The sequence below is a fragment of the Streptomyces avicenniae genome, assembly GCF_000719135.1.
GTDB lineage: Bacteria > Actinomycetota > Actinomycetes > Streptomycetales > Streptomycetaceae > Streptomyces > Streptomyces avicenniae.
Genome location: NZ_JOEK01000008.1, coordinates 121,905 through 141,621 on the forward strand (window position 1 = coordinate 121,905; position 19,717 = coordinate 141,621).

General features: G+C 72.6%; 16 protein-coding genes. 11 read left to right on the plus strand and 5 right to left on the minus strand.

What is annotated here, in order from left to right; genetic code table 11:
• The first annotated feature begins 116 nt into the window (after window positions 1–116).
• From IF27_RS14405 to IF27_RS14430, 6 genes are all read left to right on the plus strand, one after another.
• Window positions 117–1,064 (plus strand): sporulation protein, encoded by a 948-nt coding sequence (locus tag IF27_RS14405; protein WP_052849968.1) that lies wholly within the window; start codon window positions 117–119, stop codon window positions 1,062–1,064.
• 229 nt (window positions 1,065–1,293) lie between these two features.
• Window positions 1,294–2,211 (plus strand): sulfotransferase family protein, encoded by a 918-nt coding sequence (locus IF27_RS14410; RefSeq protein WP_052849969.1) that lies wholly within the window; start codon window positions 1,294–1,296, stop codon window positions 2,209–2,211.
• The gene (locus tag IF27_RS31080) at window positions 2,208–2,681 is read left to right on the plus strand and encodes a hypothetical protein (RefSeq protein ID WP_052849970.1); all 474 of its coding nucleotides are present in this window, start codon (window positions 2,208–2,210) and stop codon (window positions 2,679–2,681) included. Before IF27_RS14410 ends, IF27_RS31080 begins: the two co-directional genes overlap by 4 nt.
• Entirely contained in the window at window positions 2,678–3,871 is a 1,194-nt protein-coding gene (locus tag IF27_RS14420) for a glycosyltransferase family 4 protein (protein WP_052849971.1), read from the plus strand. Before IF27_RS31080 ends, IF27_RS14420 begins: the two co-directional genes overlap by 4 nt.
• Window positions 3,872–4,027: 156 nt before the next feature.
• Window positions 4,028–4,429 carry a hypothetical protein gene (locus tag IF27_RS14425; RefSeq protein ID WP_052849972.1) on the plus strand — a complete coding sequence of 134 codons (402 nt, stop codon included), beginning with the start codon at window positions 4,028–4,030 and terminating at the stop codon, window positions 4,427–4,429.
• A gap of 69 nt (window positions 4,430–4,498) precedes the next feature.
• The gene (locus tag IF27_RS14430) at window positions 4,499–4,855 is read left to right on the plus strand and encodes a hypothetical protein (RefSeq protein ID WP_190232958.1); all 357 of its coding nucleotides are present in this window, start codon (window positions 4,499–4,501) and stop codon (window positions 4,853–4,855) included.
• 19 nt (window positions 4,856–4,874) lie between these two features.
• Here IF27_RS14430 and IF27_RS14435 read toward each other — a convergent pair whose 3' ends face one another.
• Entirely contained in the window at window positions 4,875–5,759 is an 885-nt protein-coding gene (locus IF27_RS14435) for an ABC transporter permease (RefSeq protein WP_052849974.1), read from the minus strand.
• Window positions 5,756–8,482 (minus strand): alpha/beta fold hydrolase, encoded by a 2,727-nt coding sequence (locus IF27_RS14440; RefSeq protein ID WP_052849975.1) that lies wholly within the window; start codon window positions 8,480–8,482, stop codon window positions 5,756–5,758. The genes IF27_RS14435 and IF27_RS14440 overlap by 4 nt, the downstream gene beginning before the upstream one ends.
• 297 nt (window positions 8,483–8,779) lie before the next feature.
• Between IF27_RS14440 and IF27_RS14445 the strand changes: the two genes are divergently transcribed.
• The 3 genes from IF27_RS14445 (at window position 8,780) to IF27_RS14455 (ending at window position 12,177) form a co-directional block, all read left to right on the plus strand.
• Entirely contained in the window at window positions 8,780–9,007 is a 228-nt protein-coding gene (locus IF27_RS14445; protein WP_052849976.1) for a cation:proton antiporter regulatory subunit, read from the plus strand.
• A 13-nt stretch (window positions 9,008–9,020) separates the two neighbouring features.
• Window positions 9,021–10,511 (plus strand): cation:proton antiporter domain-containing protein, encoded by a 1,491-nt coding sequence (locus IF27_RS14450; protein WP_110945887.1) that lies wholly within the window; start codon window positions 9,021–9,023, stop codon window positions 10,509–10,511.
• Window positions 10,512–10,683: 172 nt separating this feature from the next.
• Window positions 10,684–12,177 carry an MDR family MFS transporter gene (locus IF27_RS14455; protein ID WP_110945914.1) on the plus strand — a complete coding sequence of 498 codons (1,494 nt, stop codon included), beginning with the start codon at window positions 10,684–10,686 and terminating at the stop codon, window positions 12,175–12,177.
• Between the two features lie 78 nt (window positions 12,178–12,255).
• Here IF27_RS14455 and IF27_RS14460 read toward each other — a convergent pair whose 3' ends face one another.
• Window positions 12,256–12,516: a DUF397 domain-containing protein gene (locus tag IF27_RS14460; protein ID WP_052849977.1), complete on the minus strand. Its 261-nt coding sequence runs from the start codon at window positions 12,514–12,516 to the stop codon at window positions 12,256–12,258.
• Window positions 12,517–12,521: 5 nt separating this feature from the next.
• A complete protein-coding gene (locus IF27_RS14465) occupies window positions 12,522–13,379 on the minus strand; it encodes a helix-turn-helix domain-containing protein (RefSeq protein ID WP_052849978.1) in 858 nt (285 codons plus the stop codon).
• A gap of 222 nt (window positions 13,380–13,601) precedes the next feature.
• Here IF27_RS14465 and IF27_RS14470 point away from each other — a divergent pair, with 222 nt between their 5' ends.
• A complete protein-coding gene (locus tag IF27_RS14470) occupies window positions 13,602–14,057 on the plus strand; it encodes an ATP-binding protein (RefSeq protein WP_052849979.1) in 456 nt (151 codons plus the stop codon).
• Window positions 14,058–14,081: 24 nt separating this feature from the next.
• On the opposite strand, the gene IF27_RS14475 is transcribed toward IF27_RS14470, so the two are convergent.
• Window positions 14,082–15,740, minus strand: a complete 1,659-nt coding sequence (locus IF27_RS14475) for a SpoIIE family protein phosphatase (RefSeq protein ID WP_052849980.1) — start codon at window positions 15,738–15,740, stop codon at window positions 14,082–14,084.
• 372 nt (window positions 15,741–16,112) lie between these two features.
• Between IF27_RS14475 and IF27_RS14480 the strand changes: the two genes are divergently transcribed.
• On the plus strand, window positions 16,113–19,601 hold the full coding sequence (locus IF27_RS14480; protein WP_110945889.1) for a CARDB domain-containing protein: 3,489 nt from the start codon (window positions 16,113–16,115) through the stop codon (window positions 19,599–19,601).
• Window positions 19,602–19,717: the final 116 nt, after the last annotated feature.

Genomic DNA, 19,717 nt, shown 5'->3' on the forward strand with positions numbered 1-19,717 from the left:
GACGGCCGGTGCGCGCGATAGCGTGACCACCGGCCTTTCGGCGCACGACAGTTGCCGCGGGACGGCCGTGGCGGCTCGACCACTGACACACGACATGACACGAAGGAGACACCGGGATGGTGTTCAAACGGCTGCTCGGGGCAATCGGCGTGGGTGGCCCTTCGGTGGACACGGTCCTCGACAGCGGGGCCGTGGTGCCCGGTTCGCTGCTGACCGGCCGGGTGCTCGTGCAGGGCGGCTCCATGGACGTGGAGATCAGCCACATCACCCTCGACTTCATCGCCCGTGTCGAGGCGGAGGGGCAGGAGCAGGAGAGCGAGGGCACCGTCGTCTTCGACCGCGCCCAGGTCGGCGGCGGCTTCCGCCTCGCGGAGGGCCAGTCGGTCGAGGTGCCGTTCTCGCTGCCCGTCCCGTGGGAGACGCCGATCACCGAGCTGTACGGGCAGCCGCTCGGCATCGTGCTGGGGGTGCGGACGGAGCTTGCGGTCGCGGGCGCCGTGGACAAGGGCGACCTCGACCAGCTGCTCGTCAGGCCGCTGCCCGTGCAGGAGGCCGTGCTGGAGGCGTTCGGGCAGCTCGGCTTCGGCTTCCGCTCCGCCGACCTGGAGCTGGGCCGCATCGGCGGCACCGGACAGACCCTGCCGTTCTACCAGGAGATCGAGCTGACGCCCTCCCCGCAGTACGCGCACGCGATCCAGGAGCTGGAGATCAGCTTCCTCGCCTCGCCGGCGGGCCTTGAGGTCGTCCTGGAGGCGGACAAGCGCGGCGGCTGGTTCTCGCAGGGGCACGACGCGCTCAACCGCTACACGGTCGCGCACCACGACGTCGGCAGCACCGACTTCACGGCGCTGGTGAACTCGTGGGTGGGGCAGCTGGCCGGGGGGCAGCGCCCGGCCTACGGCCAGCACGAGGGCCACCACCACGGCCACGGCGACCACGACGACCACCGCCGTGGCCCCGGGGCCGGGGCCGTGGTCGCCGGGGTGGCGGCGGGTGTCGTCGGCGGCTTCGTCGCGGCGGAGATCATCGACGAGATCGGCGACGCGTTCGAGGGCGAGGAGTGAGGCACGGGCGCGGCGCCCCGGCGGCGTAGCGCCCGCTCCCCCGTCCCCTTTTCCGGTCCCGCTCACTCGCGCCGTAATTCACCCGCGCGAGTGAGCGTTTCCGTTTCGCGGACCGTCACGCCAACGCGCCGAGGAGCGCGGGGTTTTCCCGCGCCTCGATTTCTGGTGTAAGAACAAACCTGAAGGACATTCCGTTGTTCTAACCCCACTTGGTGTTCGGTACACAGCGATGACTCTGCTACGGAAAATCAATGCCGCACTCGGCTCGGCGACCGGATTCCGGGTCTGCCGCGTCCGTCCCCCGGCGGCCCGGGAGCCCGCCGCCCGCACGACCGTCCCCGCCGCAAGGCCCGAGCCGCCCGCCTACCGCGCCCCGGCGCACCCCTCGACGGACCGGCTGCTGCGGCGGCCCGTGTTCGTCATCGCCCCGGTCCGCTCGGGCTCGACGCTGCTGCGCATGGCGCTGGGCGCCCACTCGCGGCTGCACGCGCCGCACGAGCTGCACTTCCGGCGGCTTGAGGTGCGCTGCGGGACCCGGCTCGCCGAACGCGCCCTGTCGGTGCTCGACCTCGGCAGGACCGACCTGGAGCACCTGCTGTGGGACCGCGTCCTGCACCGCGAGCTGGTCCGTTCCGGCAAGCAGTGCCTCGTGGAGAAGACGCCGAGCAACGCGTTCGTCCACGACCGGCTGGCCGCCTGCTGGCCGGACGCACGGTTCGTCTTCCTGCTGCGCCACCCCGCCGCGATCGCGCGGTCCTGGCACGAGGCCGACCCCGTGCGCCGCGACCCCGAGCAGGCGGCGCACGACGCGCTGCGCTACATGCGGGCCGTCGAGCGGGCCCGCGCCGCGCTGCCGGGCCACACCGTCCGCTACGAGGAGCTGACGGACGATCCCGAGGCGGCGCTGCGGGCCCTGTGCGCGTTCCTCGGCGAGGAGTTCGAGCCGGGCATGGTCGAGTACGGCGCGGGGCGCGCGCGGGAGATCGACGGGCTGGAGAAGGGGCTCGGCGACTGGCGGGACAAGATCCGCACCGGCCGCGTCCAGCCGGGCCGTGAGCTGCCGGAGGCGGACGCGGTGCCCGCCGTGCTGCGCGAGATGTGCGACGCGTGGGAGTACGCGGCGGCGCCCGGTGGTGTCGCGCGGTGAGCGGCCACGCGGAGATCGACGAGGTGTGGCCGCGCGACGGGCGGCTGCGGCTGGTGGGGCGCCTGCACGGTCCCCCGCCCGGCCACGCGGCGCGCGGCGCGCTCGGGCGGCTGCGGACGCGGACGGCGGAGGCGCGCGAGTGGTCGGTCCAGTTCGTGCTGCGGGAGGACCGGGGCCGTCCCTGGCGGCTGCGGTACCCGGCGCGGCTGGACGGCGCGCGCTTCGACGTCACGCTGCCGGTGGCCGACCTCGCGCCGGAGGCCCTGCGGCTGCCCGCCCGCTGGGACGTGTGGCTGGCGGACGGCTCCGCGCGGCTGCGGGCCGGAAGGTTCCTGGACGGCGTCACCGGCAAGAAGGAGATCATGGTGTTTCCCGGCCAGTCCGTCAGCAGGACGGACACGGCGGTCCTCGTGCGGCCGTACTACACCGTCAAGGACAACCTGTCGGTCGAGGTCCGGCCGAAGCGATGAAGATCCGCTACCTGCTGTTGCACGCCTACGGCATGGGCGGGACGATCCGCACCGTCTTCACGCAGGCCAACGCCCTCGCCGCCGCGGGGCACGACGTCCGGGTCGTCAGCGTCGTACGGCGCGCCGACAAGCCGTACTTCACGCTCGACCCGCGGGTGCGGCTGACGGCGCTGGACGACCGGCGGGCCGGTGCGGGCCGGGTGCCGCCCCGGCCGGGGCGCGGGGCGGGGCGGCTGCGCGCGCGGCGGGCCGCGCGGCTCGCGGCCAGGCCGCCGCGCTGGGTGCCGCCGGGCGAGAGCGGCTACGGGGCGTTCGACCGGGGTCTGGAGCGGAAGCTCGTCTCCTACCTCGCCCAGCTGACGGACGGGGTGCTCGTCACGACGCGTCCGGCGCTGAACCTGCTGTCCGCGCGGTTCGCGACGGGCGGTGTGGTGCGTGTGGCGCAGGAGCACATGAACCTGGGGGTGCACCAGGACGACGTGCGGGCGGCGATCGCGCGCTGGTACCCGCGGGTGGAGGCCATCAGTGTGCTGACCCACCGGGACCAGGACGACTACCGGGTCGCGGCGCCGGGGGCGCGGGTGGAGCGCATCCCGAACGCCGTGCACTCGCTGAAGCAGAAGCCGTCCACCTGTGCCGGGCGGATCGCGGTGGCGGCGGGGCGGCTGCGGCCCCAGAAAGGCTTCGACCTGCTGATCCCGGCCTTCGCCGAGGTGGCCGGGGAATTCCCCGACTGGCAGCTGCGGATCTACGGCGAGGGCGACCGCAGGAAACAGTTGCGGAAACTCATCGAGAAACACCATCTGTACAACCAGGTGTTCCTGATGGGGAAGACCGACCAGCTGGACGAGGAGTTGTCCAAGGCGTCCTTCTACGTGCTGAGTTCGCGGGCCGAGGGCCTGCCGATGGTGATGATCGAGGCCATGGCGCACGCGGTGCCGGTCGTGAGCTTCGACTGTCCGACCGGGCCCGCCGACGTGCTGACCCACGGCACGGACGGGCTGCTGGTGCCGCCGGGTGACGTCGGCGGGCTCGCCGGGGCGATGCGGCGGCTGATGGCGGACGAGGCGCTGCGCGCGCGGATGGGGGACGCGGCGCTGGCGACCGTGCAGGGGTACGCGCCCGAGGTGATCGGGCGGCGCTGGTCGGAGCTGTTCGAGGAACTGCTGGCGGGGCGGCGCGGGCGCTGAGGGGCCGTCCCGGCGGATGGGCCGGTCGGGTCGGGGCGCTGGGCCGCTGGGGTGGAGTGGCGCCCGGCCCGGAGCGGGCGCGGTGGCCGCCGGGCGGGCGCGGGGGGAGGCTTTCGCCACTGGCAATCCTCCCCCTCCCTGCGGATGGAGCACGACATGTGGGGTTTCGGCACCGTCACCAACGACTCGCGGCTGCCCGTGGTGGTCGAGTACCCCGTCGCCGCCGGGACGCGCGTCCACGTCGGGACGGCGCACGCGACGCACGGGGTGGCGCGGGTGCGGATCGGGACGGTGGGGCTGATCCAGCTCGTGGACGGCGGCGGGGTGGACGGGCGGAGTCCTTCGGGCGAGAGCGGCACGGGGGTGCTGGAGATCCAGGCGGGCGAGAATCTGGCCGCCTGGCCCTACGCGGAGGACGACCCGCTGTCGGTCGAGGTGACGGTGCACCAGGACGGTTCGTTCACGCTGGTGGGGGGCGACCGGGAGCTGTCGGGGGCGTTCCGTGGACCGGCGGGTCCTGGGTCCGACGCGGCGGCCGGGGGGCCGGTGCTGGGGTGACGGCCTGGTTTCACGGCGTAGAACGGGGTAACCGATGTATTCCGGATGACGGAAGATCGGAGAAAGGGTATGACCACCGACGGAAAGTACGCGCGAGTGTTCGACGAGGTGCAGATCGGCAAGGGGATCCGGCCGGTCGCGCAGCACGGCTACGTCACGGTCGAGGACGGCGTGCTGAACCTGCTGGGGTCCGACCGGCACCTGATCGCGAGCGCGCCGGTGAGCAACGTGAAGGCGGGGAAGGCCCGGTTCTCCGGCGGGATGACCGTGACGATGCGGGTGGACGGCTCGCGCTACAACGTGTCGCCCGGGTACGGCGACCGGGCGGGCAAGCTGGTGCGGCCGGGGCGTCCTGAACTGGTCGAGCACGCGGCCGAGGAACTGCTCGACCTGATCGAGGCGGGCGGCGGCCGGGTCGCGGACTGACCCGGCCGACGGGCCGCGCTCAGGACACGATGTCCTTGCGGCGGAAGCCCCGGAAGGCCAGCGCGAGGAAGACGACGGCGCAGGCGACCGAGACGGACACGCCCCGCGTCATGGCCCCCCACTCCAGCTCCGGCTGGAAGGCGTCGGTCCAGGCGAACTGCCAGTGGGCGGGCAGGAACTCGCGCCAGTCGCCCAGCGCGGTGATGGCGTCGAGGATGGAGCCGACGATGGTGAGGCCCAGCGCCCCGCCGACCGCGCCGAGCGGCGCGTCCGTCGCCGTGGACAGCCAGAAGGCCAGCGCGGCGGTGACGAGTTGCGACAGGAAGAGGTAGGCGACCGTGACGGCGATGCGGCCCAGGGCGTCACCGGCGGACAGGCTGCCGCCGGTGGGCAGGGACAGCGGGCCCCAGCCGTAGGCGGCGGTGCCGATCAGGAGCGCGGCGAGCGGCAGCAGGACCATGGCGGCGGCGCTGAACAGCAGGGCCACCCACAGCTTGACGAGCAGGAGCCGCGACCGGGGGACGGGCGCGGCCAGCAGGTAGCGCAGGGACGACCAGCCTGCCTCGGATGCCACGGTGTCGCCGCAGAAGAGCGCGACGGGGACCACCAGCAGGAATCCGGCGGACAGGAACAGACAGGTGGCGGCGAAGTTCACCCCGGACGTTGTGGCGGCGTCCACGAGGGTGGACTCGCCGCCACCGTCCGGTGCGCCGCCGACGGCGAAGGCGATCGCCACCACCGCGGGCAGCAGGGCGAGCAGCGCGCCGATGACGAGGGTCCTGCGGCGGCGCAGCTGGCGCACGGCCTCCACCCGCACCGGCAGGGTGCGCCGTGGCGTGAAGCCCGGCGCGGAGTCCAGCGCGGCGGTGGTGGGGGCGGTGCCGGGCCCGGCGGGCGGGGTCATCGGGCACCTCCGATGAGGGTCAGGAAGGCGTCCTCCAGGCGGCGGTACGGTCCCGCGCCGCTCACCGGGATGCCCAGGCGTACCAGGTCGCCGATCAGCCCGGCGGCGGAGAGGCCGTCGAGGCGCACCAGCAGGCCGTCCCCGCCGCGTTCCGCGGTGGCGACGCCCGGGAGCGCGGCGATCTCGGCGAGCTGCGCGTCGGTGACGGGCTCCCCCGTGGTGACCACGAGAGTGTCGCCCGAGCCGCTGATGGTCTCGACGGGCCCTGCCTGCACGAGCCGCCCGCCGTCCATCACCACGAGGTGGGTGCAGGTCTGTTCGACCTCGGCCAGCAGGTGGCTGGAGACGATGACGGTGCGGCCGTCCGCCGCGTAGCGCGTCATCACGTCGCGCATGGCGCGGATCTGGGGCGGGTCGAGCCCGTTCGTCGGCTCGTCCAGGATGAGGAGGTCGGGCAGGCCCAGCATGGCCTGGGCGATGGCGAGGCGCTGCCGCATGCCCTGCGAGTAGGTGCGGACGGCGCGCTCCAGGGCCGTGCCGAGTCCGGCGATCTCCAGGGCCTCGTCCAGGTGCGCGTCCGCCGCCGGGCGGCCGGTGGCACGCCAGTACAGCTCCAGGTTGGCCCGGCCGGTGAGGTGGGGCAGGAAGCCCGCGCCCTCCACGAAGGCGCCGACGCGGGACAGCACGGGCGTGCCGGGCCGTACGGCGTGGCCGAAGACGCGGATCTCGCCGCTGTCGGGCGTGATCAGGCCCATGAGCATGCGCAGCGTGGTCGTCTTGCCCGCGCCGTTGGGCCCGAGCAGGCCGAGGACCTGGCCGCGTTCGACCTGGAAGGAGAGGTCACGCACGGCGTACCGGTCGGCGGAGCGGGCGTACCGCTTGCTCAGGCCGGTGATGCGCAGCGGGACGTCGGCGAGCCGCGGGTCGGGGGCGGGCGCCGCGGTGGTGCGGCGGCCGGTGAGCAGCAGCGCGGCGGCGACGGCGAGGGCGGCGAGCGGCAGTCCCCAGGTCCACCAGGGCAGGCCGGTGCCCCCGGTGGAGATGCCGGGCGCGGTGGGCAGGAGGAGGCCGTCGCCCGTGGGTTCGGCGGTGATCGTGGCGGGCTCGGCCGGGGACGCGTACCCCATGTCGGTGGTGGACAGCACCAGCCGCATGCGGTGCCCGGAGGCGAACGGGTAGTCGATGGCGGGGAGGGTCAGTTCCGCCGTGCGGCCCTCGCCGGTGCCGTCCAGCCGTACGGGGGCGACGAGTTGGGCGGGCAGGGACTGCTGCCCGCCGTCGGGCGAGACGTCGTAGAGCTTGGCGAACAGGACGACGGACGGGGTGTCGGACGTGATCCGCACGCGCACGGTGGGGGTTCCCGTGACGTGCACGGCGTGGTCCAGCGGTTCCGAGTCGAACCGGGCGTACTGGCCGGGGAAGTCGAGCGCGAGGCCGAGGCCGATGCCCGCGAGGTTGCCCACGACGTTGCCGAGCCCCGGGACGGCCGAGACGGCGGGCGGGGCGCCGCCGGGCGGGTTGACGAAGGTCGTGGCGTCGCCGCCGAGGGGCACGGAGACGTCGCCCGTGCCGGTGAGGCCCGGGTAGTGGTCGCCCGACGCGCTGCTGAGGAGCGTGTCGCCGTTGGTGGAGTCGAAGCCGGTGACGCGGGTGACGCGGAAGGCCGGGCCGGTGTCGGCGCCGGGGTCCTCGCGCAGGTAGCGGTCGAACCAGTCGGTGATCCTGCCCTCGGTGCGCCCTGCCTCGGAGACGCCGCCGTCGTGTCCCGCCCAGACCCAGTCAACGGAGACGGGCGCGCCGTTGGCGGCGATGGCGGTGGCCATGGCGTCGGCCTGGTCGAGGGGGAAGAGCGAGTCGTGCTGGCCCTGGGTGATCAGGGTCGGCACGTCGATGCGGTCGGCGACGGCGGCGGGGCTGCGGTCGTGGAGCAGCGCGAGGGCGTCCTCGTCGGGGGTACCGGCGACGGCGACGCGTTCGTACAGGCCGCACAGTTCGGCGGTGAACCGGCCGCAGCCGGGCTCGGCGGCGTCCTCGCCGTCCGCGGCGCCGTCCGCGTCGGTGCCGTCCGTGCCCGCCTCGGTGGAGCCGGTGGTGAACAGGACGCCCGCCCACAGGCGTTTGAAGACGCCGCCGGGGAAGAGGGATTCGGCGAGGTCCCAGTAGGTGATGCGGGGGGCGATCGCGTCCACGCGGTCGTCGTGGCCCGCGCCGAGCAGCGCGGCGGCGCCGCCGTACGAGGAGCCGGTGATGCCGACGCGGGGGTCGCCCTCGGCGTCGAGGAGGACGTCGGGCCGGTCGGCGAGCCAGTCGATCAGGCGGCTGATGTCGGCGATCTCGGCGTCCGGGTCGTTGAGCCCGATGCGGCCGGTGGAGTCGCCGAAGCCGCGCGCCGACCAGGTCATGACGGCGTATCCGGCGCGGGCGAGGTCCTCCGCCTCGTCGCGCACGTCGTCCTTGCTGCCGCCGAAGCCGTGGGCGAGGAGGACGGCCGGGCGGCGGGCGCCGCCGCCGTCCGCCGAGGAGCCCGTCGTGAAGAACGAGGTGTCGATGCGGACCGTCGCCGCCTCGCCGGGGGCGGTCGGCAGGTCGAGGACCTGGTCGGTGTGCCGGACGGTGGGCCCGTCACCGGCGAGCGCGGTCCAGGTACCGGCGCCTATCAGCACGACGAGCGCGGCTGCGGCGGCGAGCGGTCGGCCGCGGCGTTCCGGCCATCTGATCCTCATGTGTCGCGCGCCCCTTCACTGCCTGCTGCCCAAGATCGTCCCACGGTACCCAATGGGTCGGACACTCTCCGTCGCGACGGGACGTGCGCCCGCCCTCACGCCCAGGGACGCACCGGGCGTCCCCCCGGTTGGCTGCGGCGCGGAACATCGACACGGCGACTTGTCTTCCGGGTTTCCCGGCACCAGGGGGCGAGAATCGGGAGGATCCGGAACATCCACAACATTCGCCGCGTCGCACGCGTACGGGGGCGGCGCGCCGCCCCCGCGGGTGCGCCCGGCGGAACGTGAGGAGCCGTCATGGGCAAAGGTGTGCACGTCACGGAGCTGCCGGGGGTGGGCAAGCGGTACGACATCGACCTGGGCCGCCCCGATCAGCGGATCTCGGTGGTCATCAGGTCGGGCGGGGTGCGTGACCTCTACGTGTTCGCGTCCGCGTCGGCGGACCCGACGGCGGTGATCGAGCTGTCGGAGGAGCAGGCGCGCAAGGTGGCCGCGGTGCTGTCGGCCACCTTCTTCGAGGACTGAGGGGGCGGCCCCGGTGGCGGAGGCCGATCTGCTGGGCCTGGGCGTCGCGGTCCTGCTCGCGGGACTCCTGGCGCGCGGCGCGCGGCGTCTCGGGCTGCCCTCGGTGCCGTGCTACATGCTCGTCGGCATCGTCACGGGGCCCGGCACCCCGGGGCCGGTGCTGGTGGAGCATCCCGGCGAGCTGTCGCTGCTCGCGGCGCTCGGCCTGGTGCTGCTGCTGTTCCACCTGGGGGTGGAGTTCCCGGTGGACCAGGTGGTGGGCGGAGGGCGGCGCCTGTTCGCGACGGCGGGCTGCTACATCACGCTGAACATGTGCGCGGGGCTGCTGCTGGGCTTCGCGCTGGGCTGGGGGGTGCCCGAGGCGCTGGTGGTCGCGGGGGCGCTCGGCATCTCGTCGTCGGCGATCGTCACGAAGTCGCTGATCGAGCTGCACCGGCTGACGAACGCGGAGACGCCGGTCCTGCTGGGCGTGATCGTGATCGAGGACCTGTTCCTGGCCTTCTACCTCGCGCTGCTCTCGCCCGTGCTGTCGGGCGGCGGGGGCGTCGCGACGCTGGTGGAGGACGTGGCGCGCAGCTTCGGTTTCCTGCTGCTGCTGTTCGCCGTGGCCAGGTTCGGGGCGCGGGCCGTGCAGGGGCTGATCGGCAGCCAGGAGGACGAGCTGCTGGCCGTGCTGACGATCGGGCTGGTCCTGATCTCGGCGGGCCTGTCCCAGGAGGTGGGGGTCTCGGATGCGATCGGGGCGCTGATGATCGGCCTGGTGGTGTCGCGCACGGCGGTGAACGAGCGGGTGGAGCGCCTGGTGCTGCCGCTGCGTGACGTGTTCGCGGCGGTGTTCTTCGTGACGTTCGGGCTGACGATCGACGTGGCCGACCTCGGGCCCGTGCTGGTACCGGTGCTGGCGGCCGTCGTGCTGACGGTGCTGGCGAACGTGTCGGCCGGTGTCGTGGCGGCGCGGCTGTTCGGCTTCAACCAGCGGGGCGCGGCGAACATCGGGCTGACGGTGCTGGGGCGCGGGGAGTTCTCGCTGATCCTGGCGACGCTGGCGATGGGCGCGGGGCTCGACCACCGGATCGGGCCGTTCGTGGCGCTGTACGTGCTGGTACTGGCGATCCTGAGTCCGCTGCTGGCGTCCAAGTCGCAGTACCTGGCGCGCTTCATGCCCGACTGGCTGCTGCGTCCCGGCTGGCGGTACGTGCGGGAGGAGACCATCAGCACGTCGTGCACCCATCTCGACCAGATCCGGGTGACGGAGACGGACACCGACGTGTGCCCCGAGTGCGTGGAGGCGGGCAGCGAGTGGGTGGAGCTGCGGCTGTGCGTGACGTGCGGGCACGTGGGGTGCTGCGACGACTCGCCGTTGCGGCACGCCAGCGGCCATGCCCGCGCGACGGGGCATCCGATCATCCAGTCGCTCGAACCCGGCGAGGACTGGCGGTGGTGCTTCCCCGACGAGACGCTGGTCCGGGCGCCGATGGGCGCGCGGCGTGGCGAGGACGACTGACCGGCGCCCGCGCGGAGGCTAAAGCTTTCCCCAACACCTTTACGTGTAGTAAGCATCTTGTCGTATCGTCGAGCGCGGAGTTGCTACCGATGGGGAGAATGTGACCACGCACAGTGAGGACGCGACGACGCAGACCGACATAGTCGAGGGGCCCCCGAGCGCCCCCGCCGCGATGACCCACCCGGAGATCATGCGCGCACTGTCCGGGCTGATGCTCGGCATGTTCACCGCCATCCTCTCCTCCACGATCGTCACCAACGCGCTGCCGCGGATCGTCTCCGACCTGGGCGGGGGCCAGTCGGCGTACACCTGGGTCGTGGCGGCCACGCTGCTGGCGATGACCGCGTCGATGCCGATCTGGGGCAAGCTCGCCGACCTGTTCAGCAAGAAGCTGCTGATCCAGATCTCGCTGGTCGTCTACGTCGCGGGCTCGGTCGTCGCGGGCCTGTCGCAGAGCCCGGCCATGCTGATCGCCGTCCGTGTCGTGCAGGGTCTCGGCGTCGGCGGGCTCGTCGGCCTCTCGCAGATCATCCTCGCGGCGATGATCCCGCCGCGTGAGCGGGGACGCTACAGCGGCTACCTCGGCGCGACGTTCGCCGTCGCGACGGTCAGCGGGCCGCTGATCGGCGGCGTCCTCACCGACACGCCGGGACTCGGCTGGCGCTGGTGCTTCTACATCGGCGTGCCGTTCGCGATCGCCTCCCTCTTCGTGCTGCACCACACGCTGCGGCTGCCCACCGTCCGGCGCGAGGTGCGCATCGACTGGGCAGGCGCGTTCCTGGTCAGCGCCGCCGTCTCCCTGCTGCTCATCTGGGTCACGCTGGCCGGCGACTCGTTCGCCTGGGCGTCCGGCGAGACCGCGCTGATGGTCGGCGGCTCGCTGGCGCTCGCCGCGCTCTTCCTCCTCGTGGAGAGCCGGGCGAGCGACCCGATCATCCCGCTGCGGCTCTTCCGCGTGCGGACGATCGCCCTCACCTCGGTGGCCTCGCTCTTCGTCGGCGTCGCGATGTTCGCGGGCACCGTCTACTTCGGTCAGTTCTTCCAGCTGGCGCGGGACCGCAGCGCGACGATGTCCGGCGTCATGACCATCCCGATGATCGCGGGCCTGTTCGTGTCCTCGACGGTCTCGGGGCAGGTCATCACGCGCACGGGCCGCTGGAAGTACTGGCTGGTCACCGGCGGCGTGCTCGTGACGGCCGGCCTCGGCCTGCTCGGCACGATCCGCTACGACACCCCCTACTGGCGCGTCGCCGTCTTCATGGCGCTGATGGGCCTGGGCATCGGCATGATGATGCAGAACCTGGTGCTCGCCACGCAGAACCAGGTGGAGCCGAAGGACCTCGGCGCGGCCAGCTCCGTCGTCGCGTTCTTCCGCTCCTTCGGCGGCGCGATCGGCGTCTCCGCCCTCGGCGCGCTGCTGGCGAACCGCGTCACCACCTACACGGCGGACGGGCTCGCCGACGCCGGGATCGACCCCGCCACGGCCGGGGGGACGGGCGGCGGCATCCCGGACATGGACGCGCTGCCCCTGCCGCTGCGCTCGGTGCTGGAGAGCGCGTACGGCCACGGCGTCGGCGACGTCTTCCTGTACGCGGCGCCCGCCGCGCTGGCGGCGCTCGTGCTGACCGTCTTCGTCAAGGAGGTGGCGCTGCGCAGCCACCACTGAGCCGCGCGGCCTCCCCCCGCGCACGGCGGAACCCCCGGCCCCTGGGGACCGGGGGTTCCGCCGTCGCGCGCGCCGGGGTCAGGCGAGGAGGAAGTCCGCCTCGCCGCGCTTCGTGCCGCGGATGAACGTCTCGATCTCGTGGGGGGTGTAGATGAGGGCGGGGCCCTCCGGGTCGGTGGACTGCCGCAGCGCCACCCGGCCGTCGGCCAGCTTCATGACCTCGACGCAGTTCCCGCCGTTGGTGCCGCTCCAGGGCTTCCGCCAGCCGTCGCTGCCCAGTTCCCCGGCGGGCATGCCGTTGTAGATGAAGTCCGTCTGACGACGCTTCCCTTGACCCATGGGTCTCAGAGCTCCTTGCGAATCTCACCGAGGATGACCCCGGTGTCCTGTACCGGCGCGGCCTGCGTACCCATGCGGTCGAGAACCTCCAGATAGGCCACGGTGTCGGGCCGTTCGTCGAGGTAGACCGCGCCTGTCAGGCTCTCGGTGTAGATGATGTCGGGCAGTTCCGGGATCTCGAACCGGAACAGTTGGAAGGGCCCGAACATGCCGGGGTGCGGACCGGCGCTGAACGGCATGATCTGGAGGGTGACGTTCGGCATCGCCGTCGCCTCGATCAGCCGGTCGATCTGCGCGCGCATGACGGACGGGGGTCCGACGTGGCGGCGCAGCACGTGTTCCTCCACGACCGCCCACAGCAGCGGGGCGCGTGGCCGGGTGAGCAGCCCCTGCCGCTCCATCCGCAGCGCCACGCGGCGCTCGATCTCCTCGCGCGGCGCGCCGGGGAAGCCGGTCCTGAACAGGACGCGCGCGTAGTCGGGGGTCTGGAGCAGGCCGGGGACGCAGTGGGGTTCGTAGGCCCGGATCAGGGCGGCCTCGCCCTCCAGGCTGACGTAGAGGCTGAACCAGTCGGGCAGCACGTCGCGGAAGCGGTGCCACCAGCCGGGCCGGTGGGACTCCTCGACCAGGCGCAGGAAGGCCGCCGCCTCGTCGGGCGGCACGGCGTACCGTTCCAGCAGCGCCTTCACGTAGAGCGGCTTGAGGCCGACCTCGGCCTTCTCCATGCGGCGCACGGTCGTGCTGTTGACGCTGAGCGCGGCGGCGGCGTCCGCGAAGGAGCAGCCGGCGCCCTCCCGCAGGTCGCGCAGGCGCAGGCCGAGCACGATCTGACCCACGGTAGGCCCGGGCCGCGCCTCTGCCACATCGCCTCCTGACGGCTTCCGCCGCGAGTCGGCGGCCCCAAGTACCGGTACCGGGAAGAAGTTTGCCACACGCGGTAGCGGGATCGACAGAGACGGTTTCGCGATCTGCGAATCGCAGAACTCCCCTTGCGCTCTGCCCACAGCATTGCGCATAGTTAACAGGTGATCCGGCTCACCACCGCTCCGGCCCGTTCGGAGGTCCCCCGGAAGGCGCGTCCGCCCGTGTCCCCTTCATGCGGCGCCACGCCGCTCCCGCTCCCCCGTTCCCCCTGGCCGGGGGCCGACGGGCGCAGAGACCGCTTCGAGCTGCCCGCGGTACCGGCCGCCGTCGCCACCGCGCGCCGCACGACCGGCGAGCGCATGCGCCGCTGGGGCGTCGCGGGGGACGCGCGTGACACCGCGCTGCTCGTCATGTCGGAGCTGGTCACCAACGCCGTGCTGCACTCGGGGGGCGAGCGCGTCGTCTGCCGCGTCGAGGCGCGGACCGAGCTGCTGTTCATCGAGGTCGCGGACGAGGGCAGGGGCCCCGGCCACGGCCGGACGGACCCGGTGCGGCCCGAGGACGAGTGCGGGCGCGGGCTGATCCTGCTGGACGCGCTGGCGAGCCGCTGGGGCGTGGTCGCGCCCGACGCCGCGGGGGGCTGCACGGTGTGGGCGGAGATCGCCAGGAAGGACTGAGGCGGGCGGGGCCGCCCGCCCTGGTCACAGCCTGCGGAGCATGACGAGGGCCATGTCGTCCTCCTCGGGGCCCTGGTGGATCTCCGACATGTGGTCGGCCAGCTCCTCCAGGTCGCCCGGGCCCGCGCGCAGCTCGGACGTCAGGCGGCGCATGCCCTCGTCCAGGTCCCAGCCGGGCTGTTCGATCAGGCCGTCCGTGTACATGAGCAGCGTGTCACCGCGGGCGAGCAGGCTGTCGGTGACCGGGTACTCGGGCTCGCGGAAGCCCGTGTCCACCCCGAGCGGCACGGTGCCGGGCACGGGCAGGAGCGCGCAGTCGCCGTCCGCCGAGCGCAGCGCGGGCGCCAGGTGCCCGGCGCGCACGAGCCGCAGCCGTCCGGTCTTCGGGTTCAGCTCGGCGTACAGGCAGGTCGCGAAGCGGTCGGTGTCCAGGCCGCGCAGGAAGGCCGACGCCCGCGCCATGACGGTGCCCGCCGGGTGGCCCTCGGAGGCGTAGGCGCGCAGGACGATGCGGAGCTGGCCCATGACGGCGGTGGCGTGCGTGTCGTGGCCCTCGACGTCGCCGATCACGGTGGCGACGCGTCCGCCGGGCAGCGGGATCACGTCGTACCAGTCGCCGCCGATGTCCCGGCCGAGCCCGGCGGAGCGGTAGCGGACCGCGATACGGGCGCCGGGGACCTCGGGCACCTCGCGCGGGAGCATGGCGCGCTGGAGGTTCTCGGCGAGGTCGTGCTCCTGCTCGAAGAGCACCGCGCGCTGGAGGCTCTGGGCGATGGTGCTGCTCAGGGCGACCAGGAGGTTGCGCTCCTCGGCGGGGAACGCGTGGTTCTCGTGGAAGAAGACGCCGAGCGCGCCGAGCGCGACGCCCTGGGCGATGAGCGGCAGGTAGGCGGCGGCGTGCAGCCCGTACGCGCTCAGGCCCTCGCGCAGGTCGGGGAAGTGGGCGAGGAACTCCTCCCGCGAGGAGAGGAAGAGCGGCGTGCGGTCGCGGACCGCCCTGCTCATCGGCAGGTCGTCCTCCAGGCGCTGGAACTCCAGCTCGGGCGGCGCGGCGCGCGCGCCGAGGACCACGCGCAGGTGTCCCGACTCGACGAGGCCGAGGCGTACGGTGCCCGCGCCGATGAGCCGCAACCCCTCGGGGCCGGCGAGGACGTCCGTGACGTCCTCGACGGTGCGGGCGTTGGCGATGGCGCGGGTCGTCTCCTCGACGATGCCGGTCTGCTTGCGCCGCTCGATGGCGACGGCCTTGCGCTCGACCGCGTGCGACAGTTCGGCGGTGGCGTCGCGGACGATGCCGATGATGCGGCGGGCGTGCCCGTCGGTGTCGCGTTCGATGTGGGCCTGGGTGTGGGTCCACTGGGACTCGCCGTCGCGGCGCCTGATGCGGAAGTACGCGCCGTAGCCGTTGCTGCCGTCGCCGACGGCCCGCCGGAGCATGGCTTCGAGCCGGTCGCCCTCCGCCGGGGACACGCGGCTGGCAAGGGAGGCGGGGCGGGAGTCCCACTCGTCGGCGCGCAGGTCGAAGACGCCGAGCGCGGCCTCGTCCAGGTGCATCACGTCGTGGTCGAGGTCCCAGTCGAAGCTGCCCATGCGGTTCAGGGCGAGGGAGGTGTCCGGATGGACGGGCCAGTCCTCGGGGAGCGCCTCCGGCTCGTTCGGCCGGTTCCGCCGTTTCTCGCTCATCTGGGGACCTCGGTACGTACGGTTACCCCCACTCTGGCATGGTTTGTTCGGTTTCACGACTCCGGGCGGGGCGGCGCGGGACACGCGCCGGAGGCACACAAGGTGACCGCCGCGATACGACGCGGACACGACATGTCCCTGCCGTGTGCAAACCGTTGACAAACTCGTGACCTGCTTGAAAACTCTGACTACCCTCTCGCAAGAGATCGACTAAGTAGCTCAATTCTCTGCAAGATTCTTGCAAGTTCTCGGCAAGCGCACTGCCCTGTCTGTCGCGGTCCACCGTTCCGCCCCTGACCCGGTGCGTCGCCGGGGCCGGGCCGGTCCCTCGGCAGCCCCCTGCGTCGTTCCCACGGAACTGAGGACAACTCCATGAGATGGAAACAACTGGGCCGGCGGCTGATCAGCGGCCTGGTCCTGGCCGGCATGCTGGTCGTCGGGCTCCTGCCCCTCTCGGCCACCGCGTCGGCGGCCGACGGACCCAACCTGGCGCTCGGCAAGACGGCCACCGCCAGCGGCACCAACGGCGGCTTCCCCGCGTCGAGCGTCAACGACGGCAACCAGGCGTCGTACTGGGAGAGCCCGAACAACTCCTTCCCCCAGTGGGTGCAGATCGACCTGGGCGCGGCGACCGACGTCGATCAGGTCGTGCTGAAGCTCCCCACCACCTGGGAGTCGCGCACGCAGACGCTCAGCGTCCAGGGCAGCACCAACGGCAGCTCCTTCACCGCGCTCGCGGCCTCCGCGGGGCGGCAGTTCACCCCTGGCTCGGCCAACACCGTCACGATCGACTTCGCCGCGGCGGCGGTCAGGTACGTGCGGGTGCAGATCACCGCCAACACCGGCTGGCCCGCCGGGCAGGTCTCCGAGTTCGAGATCTACGGCGAGGACGGCGAGGACCCGGGCCCCGAGGAGCCCGAGGAGCCGGGTGAGCCGGGCGAGGGCAGCAACCTCGCCGCGGGCAAGCCGATCGAGGCGTCCTCGACGACGTTCAACTTCGTCGCCACCAACGCCAACGACGCCAGCGTCTCCACCTACTGGGAGTCGAACGGCTTCCCGTCCACGCTGACGGTCAAGCTCGGCTCCAACGCGGACGTCAACACGGTCGTGGTCCGGCTCAACCCGGACGCGGCCTGGGGCCCGCGCACGCAGAACATCCAGATCCTCGGCCGTGAGCAGAACGCGAGCACCTTCACCTCGCTGCGCGCCGCCGCGACCTACTCGTTCAGCCCCTCGGCCAACCAGAACACCGTGACCATCCCGGTCACCGGCCGCGTCGCCGACCTCCAGCTGCGCTTCACGAGCAACACCGGCGCGCCCGGCGGCCAGGTCGCGGACCTCCAGGTCATCGGCACCCCGGCCCCCAACCCCGACCTGACCGTCAGCGCCCTGTCGTGGACGCCCACGTCCCCGACCGAGACCGACGCGATCCGGCTGAGCGCCACCGTGCGCAACGCCGGTTCGGCCGCCTCGCCCGCGACGACGGTCAACCTCAGCCTCGAAGGCAGCGTCGTCGGCAGCGCCCCGGTGGGCGCCCTCGCCGCCGGTGCCCAGACCACCGTCACGGTGGACGCGGGCCGCCGCGCCCAGGGCAGCTACAGCGTCTCGGCCGTGGTGGACCCGACCGACACCGTCGTCGAGCAGAACAACGACAACAACAGCCGCACGTCCACGACCCCGCTGGTCGTCGCGCAGAGCCCCGGGCCCGACCTCCAGGTCCTCGGCATCACCCACACCCCGGCCAACCCGGCCGTGGGGGCCCCGGTCTCCTTCACCGTCAAGGTGAACAACCGCGGCACGACCGCCACCGGCGCCACCACCGTGACGCGTCTGCTGGCCGGTACCACCACCCTCAACACGAGCACGCCGTCGATCGCCGCAGGGGCGACCGTGGACGTGGCCGTCAGCGGCACCTGGACCGCCACCAACGGCGGCGCCACCCTCACCGCCACGGCCGACGCGACGAACACCGTCACGGAGACCAACGAGAACAACAACGTGTTCTCCCGCTCGATCGTGGTCGGACGCGGCGCGGCCGTGCCGTACACCGAGTACGAGGCGGAGGACGGCAGGCACAACGGCACGCTGCTCCAGACCGACCCGGAGCGCACCTTCGGCCACACCAACTACGCCACCGAGTCCTCGGGCCGTGAGTCGGTGCGCCTGAACAGCACGGGCCAGTACGTCGAGTTCACCTCGACCGTCCCGGCGAACTCGATCGTCGTGCGCAACTCCATCCCCGACGCCCCCGGTGGCGGCGGCCAGGAGGCGACGATCAGCCTCTACGCGAACGGCACGTTCGTCCGCAAGATCAACCTGTCCTCGAAGTACAGCTGGCTGTACGGCAACACCGACAGCCCCGAGGGCCTGACCAACACCCCGGGCGGCGACGCCAGGCGCCTGTTCGACGAGTCGAACGCGCTGCTGACGCAGAGCTACCCGGCGGGCACCGTGTTCCGTCTCCAGCGGGACGCGAACGACACCGCGTCGTTCTACATCATCGACCTGATCGACCTGGAGCAGGTCGCTCCCCCGGCGGCCAAGCCCGCCGAGTGCACCTCGATCACGGAGTACGGCGCGGTGCCGAACGACGGGATCGACGACACGGCGGCGATCCAGCGCGCCGTGACGGCCGACCAGAACGGCACCATCAACTGCGTCTGGATCCCGGCCGGTCAGTGGCGCCAGGAGCAGAAGATCCTGACGGACGACCCGCTGAACCGCGGGCAGTTCAACCAGGTCGGCATCAGCAACGTGACGATCCGCGGCGCGGGCATGTGGCACTCGCAGCTCTACACGCTGACCGCCCCGCACCTGGCGAACGGCATCAACCACCCGCACGAGGGCAACTTCGGCTTCGACATCGACGACAACACGCAGATCTCCGACATCGCCATCTTCGGCTCGGGCACCATCCGCGGCGGCGACGGCAACCACGAGGGCGGCGTCGGCCTCAACGGCCGCTTCGGTGAGAACACGGCCATCCGCAACGTGTGGATCGAGCACGCCAACGTGGGTGTCTGGGTCGGCCGCGACTTCGACAACATCCCGGCGCTGTGGGGTCCGGGCGACGGCCTGGAGTTCAGCGGCCTGCGGGTGCGCAACACCTACGCCGACGGTGTCAACTTCACCAACGGCACGCGCAACTCCACGGTGTTCAACTCGTCGTTCCGCAACACCGGTGACGACTCCCTCGCCGTGTGGGCCAGCCGCTACGTGCGCGACACGTCCGTGGACGTCGGCCACGACAACGCGTTCCGCAACAACACGATCCAGCTGCCCTGGCGCGCCAACGGCATCGCGATCTACGGCGGTTACGACAACAGCATCGAGAACAACATCATCTCCGACACCATGAACTACCCGGGGATCATGCTCGCGACCGACCACGACCCGCTGCCGTTCTCGGGTCAGACCCTGATCGCGAACAACGTGCTGCACCGCACGGGCGGCGCGTTCTGGGGCGAGGCGCAGGAGTTCGGCGCCATCACGATCTTCCCCGCCTCGCAGAACATCCCCGGCGTGGTGATCCGTGACACCGAGATCTACGACTCGACGTACGACGGCATCCAGTTCAAGCAGGGCGGCGGCAGCGTGCCGGGCGCCCAGCTCACCAACGTCCGCATCGACGGCTCCAACAACGGTGCGGGCATCCTCGCCCAGGGTGGCGTGCGCGGCAGCGCGACGCTCACCAATGTGACGATCACGGACTCGGCGGACGGCGACATCGTCGTCCAGCCCGGCTCCCAGTTCGTCTTCACCGGTGGCAACACCGGGGCGGCGTCGGACCGGCAGGACACCGGGAGGGAACCGGCGACGGCGCCGGTGTCCGTCCCGGCGACCAGGCAGCGCCTGGCCTGATCCGCCATCGAGCGGGCTCGTGGTCCCCAGCCGGGGCCACGAGCCCCACGACCGCCCGGTCCGCGCCTCTCCCCAGGGGCACGGGCCGGGCGGTCCGGCGTGCGGGCCGGTCCCGG

Excerpts from the sequence above, each read along its gene's own strand:
- IF27_RS14405 (WP_052849968.1), top strand. The coding sequence starts at position 117 with ATGGTGTTCAAACGGCTGCTCGGGGCAATCGGCGTGGGTGGCCCTTCG.
- IF27_RS14410 (WP_052849969.1), top strand. The coding sequence starts at position 1,294 with ATGACTCTGCTACGGAAAATCAATGCCGCACTCGGCTCGGCGACCGGA.
- IF27_RS14420 (WP_052849971.1), top strand. The coding sequence starts at position 2,678 with ATGAAGATCCGCTACCTGCTGTTGCACGCCTACGGCATGGGCGGGACG.
- IF27_RS14425 (WP_052849972.1), top strand. The coding sequence starts at position 4,028 with ATGTGGGGTTTCGGCACCGTCACCAACGACTCGCGGCTGCCCGTGGTG.
- IF27_RS14430 (WP_190232958.1), top strand. The coding sequence starts at position 4,499 with ATGACCACCGACGGAAAGTACGCGCGAGTGTTCGACGAGGTGCAGATC.
- IF27_RS14435 (WP_052849974.1), bottom strand. The coding sequence starts at position 5,759 with ATGACCCCGCCCGCCGGGCCCGGCACCGCCCCCACCACCGCCGCGCTG.
- IF27_RS14440 (WP_052849975.1), bottom strand. The coding sequence starts at position 8,482 with ATGAGGATCAGATGGCCGGAACGCCGCGGCCGACCGCTCGCCGCCGCA.
- IF27_RS14445 (WP_052849976.1), top strand. The coding sequence starts at position 8,780 with ATGGGCAAAGGTGTGCACGTCACGGAGCTGCCGGGGGTGGGCAAGCGG.
- IF27_RS14455 (WP_110945914.1), top strand. The coding sequence starts at position 10,684 with ATGACCCACCCGGAGATCATGCGCGCACTGTCCGGGCTGATGCTCGGC.
- IF27_RS14460 (WP_052849977.1), bottom strand. The coding sequence starts at position 12,516 with ATGGGTCAAGGGAAGCGTCGTCAGACGGACTTCATCTACAACGGCATG.
- IF27_RS14475 (WP_052849980.1), bottom strand. The coding sequence starts at position 15,740 with ATGAGCGAGAAACGGCGGAACCGGCCGAACGAGCCGGAGGCGCTCCCC.
- IF27_RS14480 (WP_110945889.1), top strand. The coding sequence starts at position 16,113 with ATGAGATGGAAACAACTGGGCCGGCGGCTGATCAGCGGCCTGGTCCTG.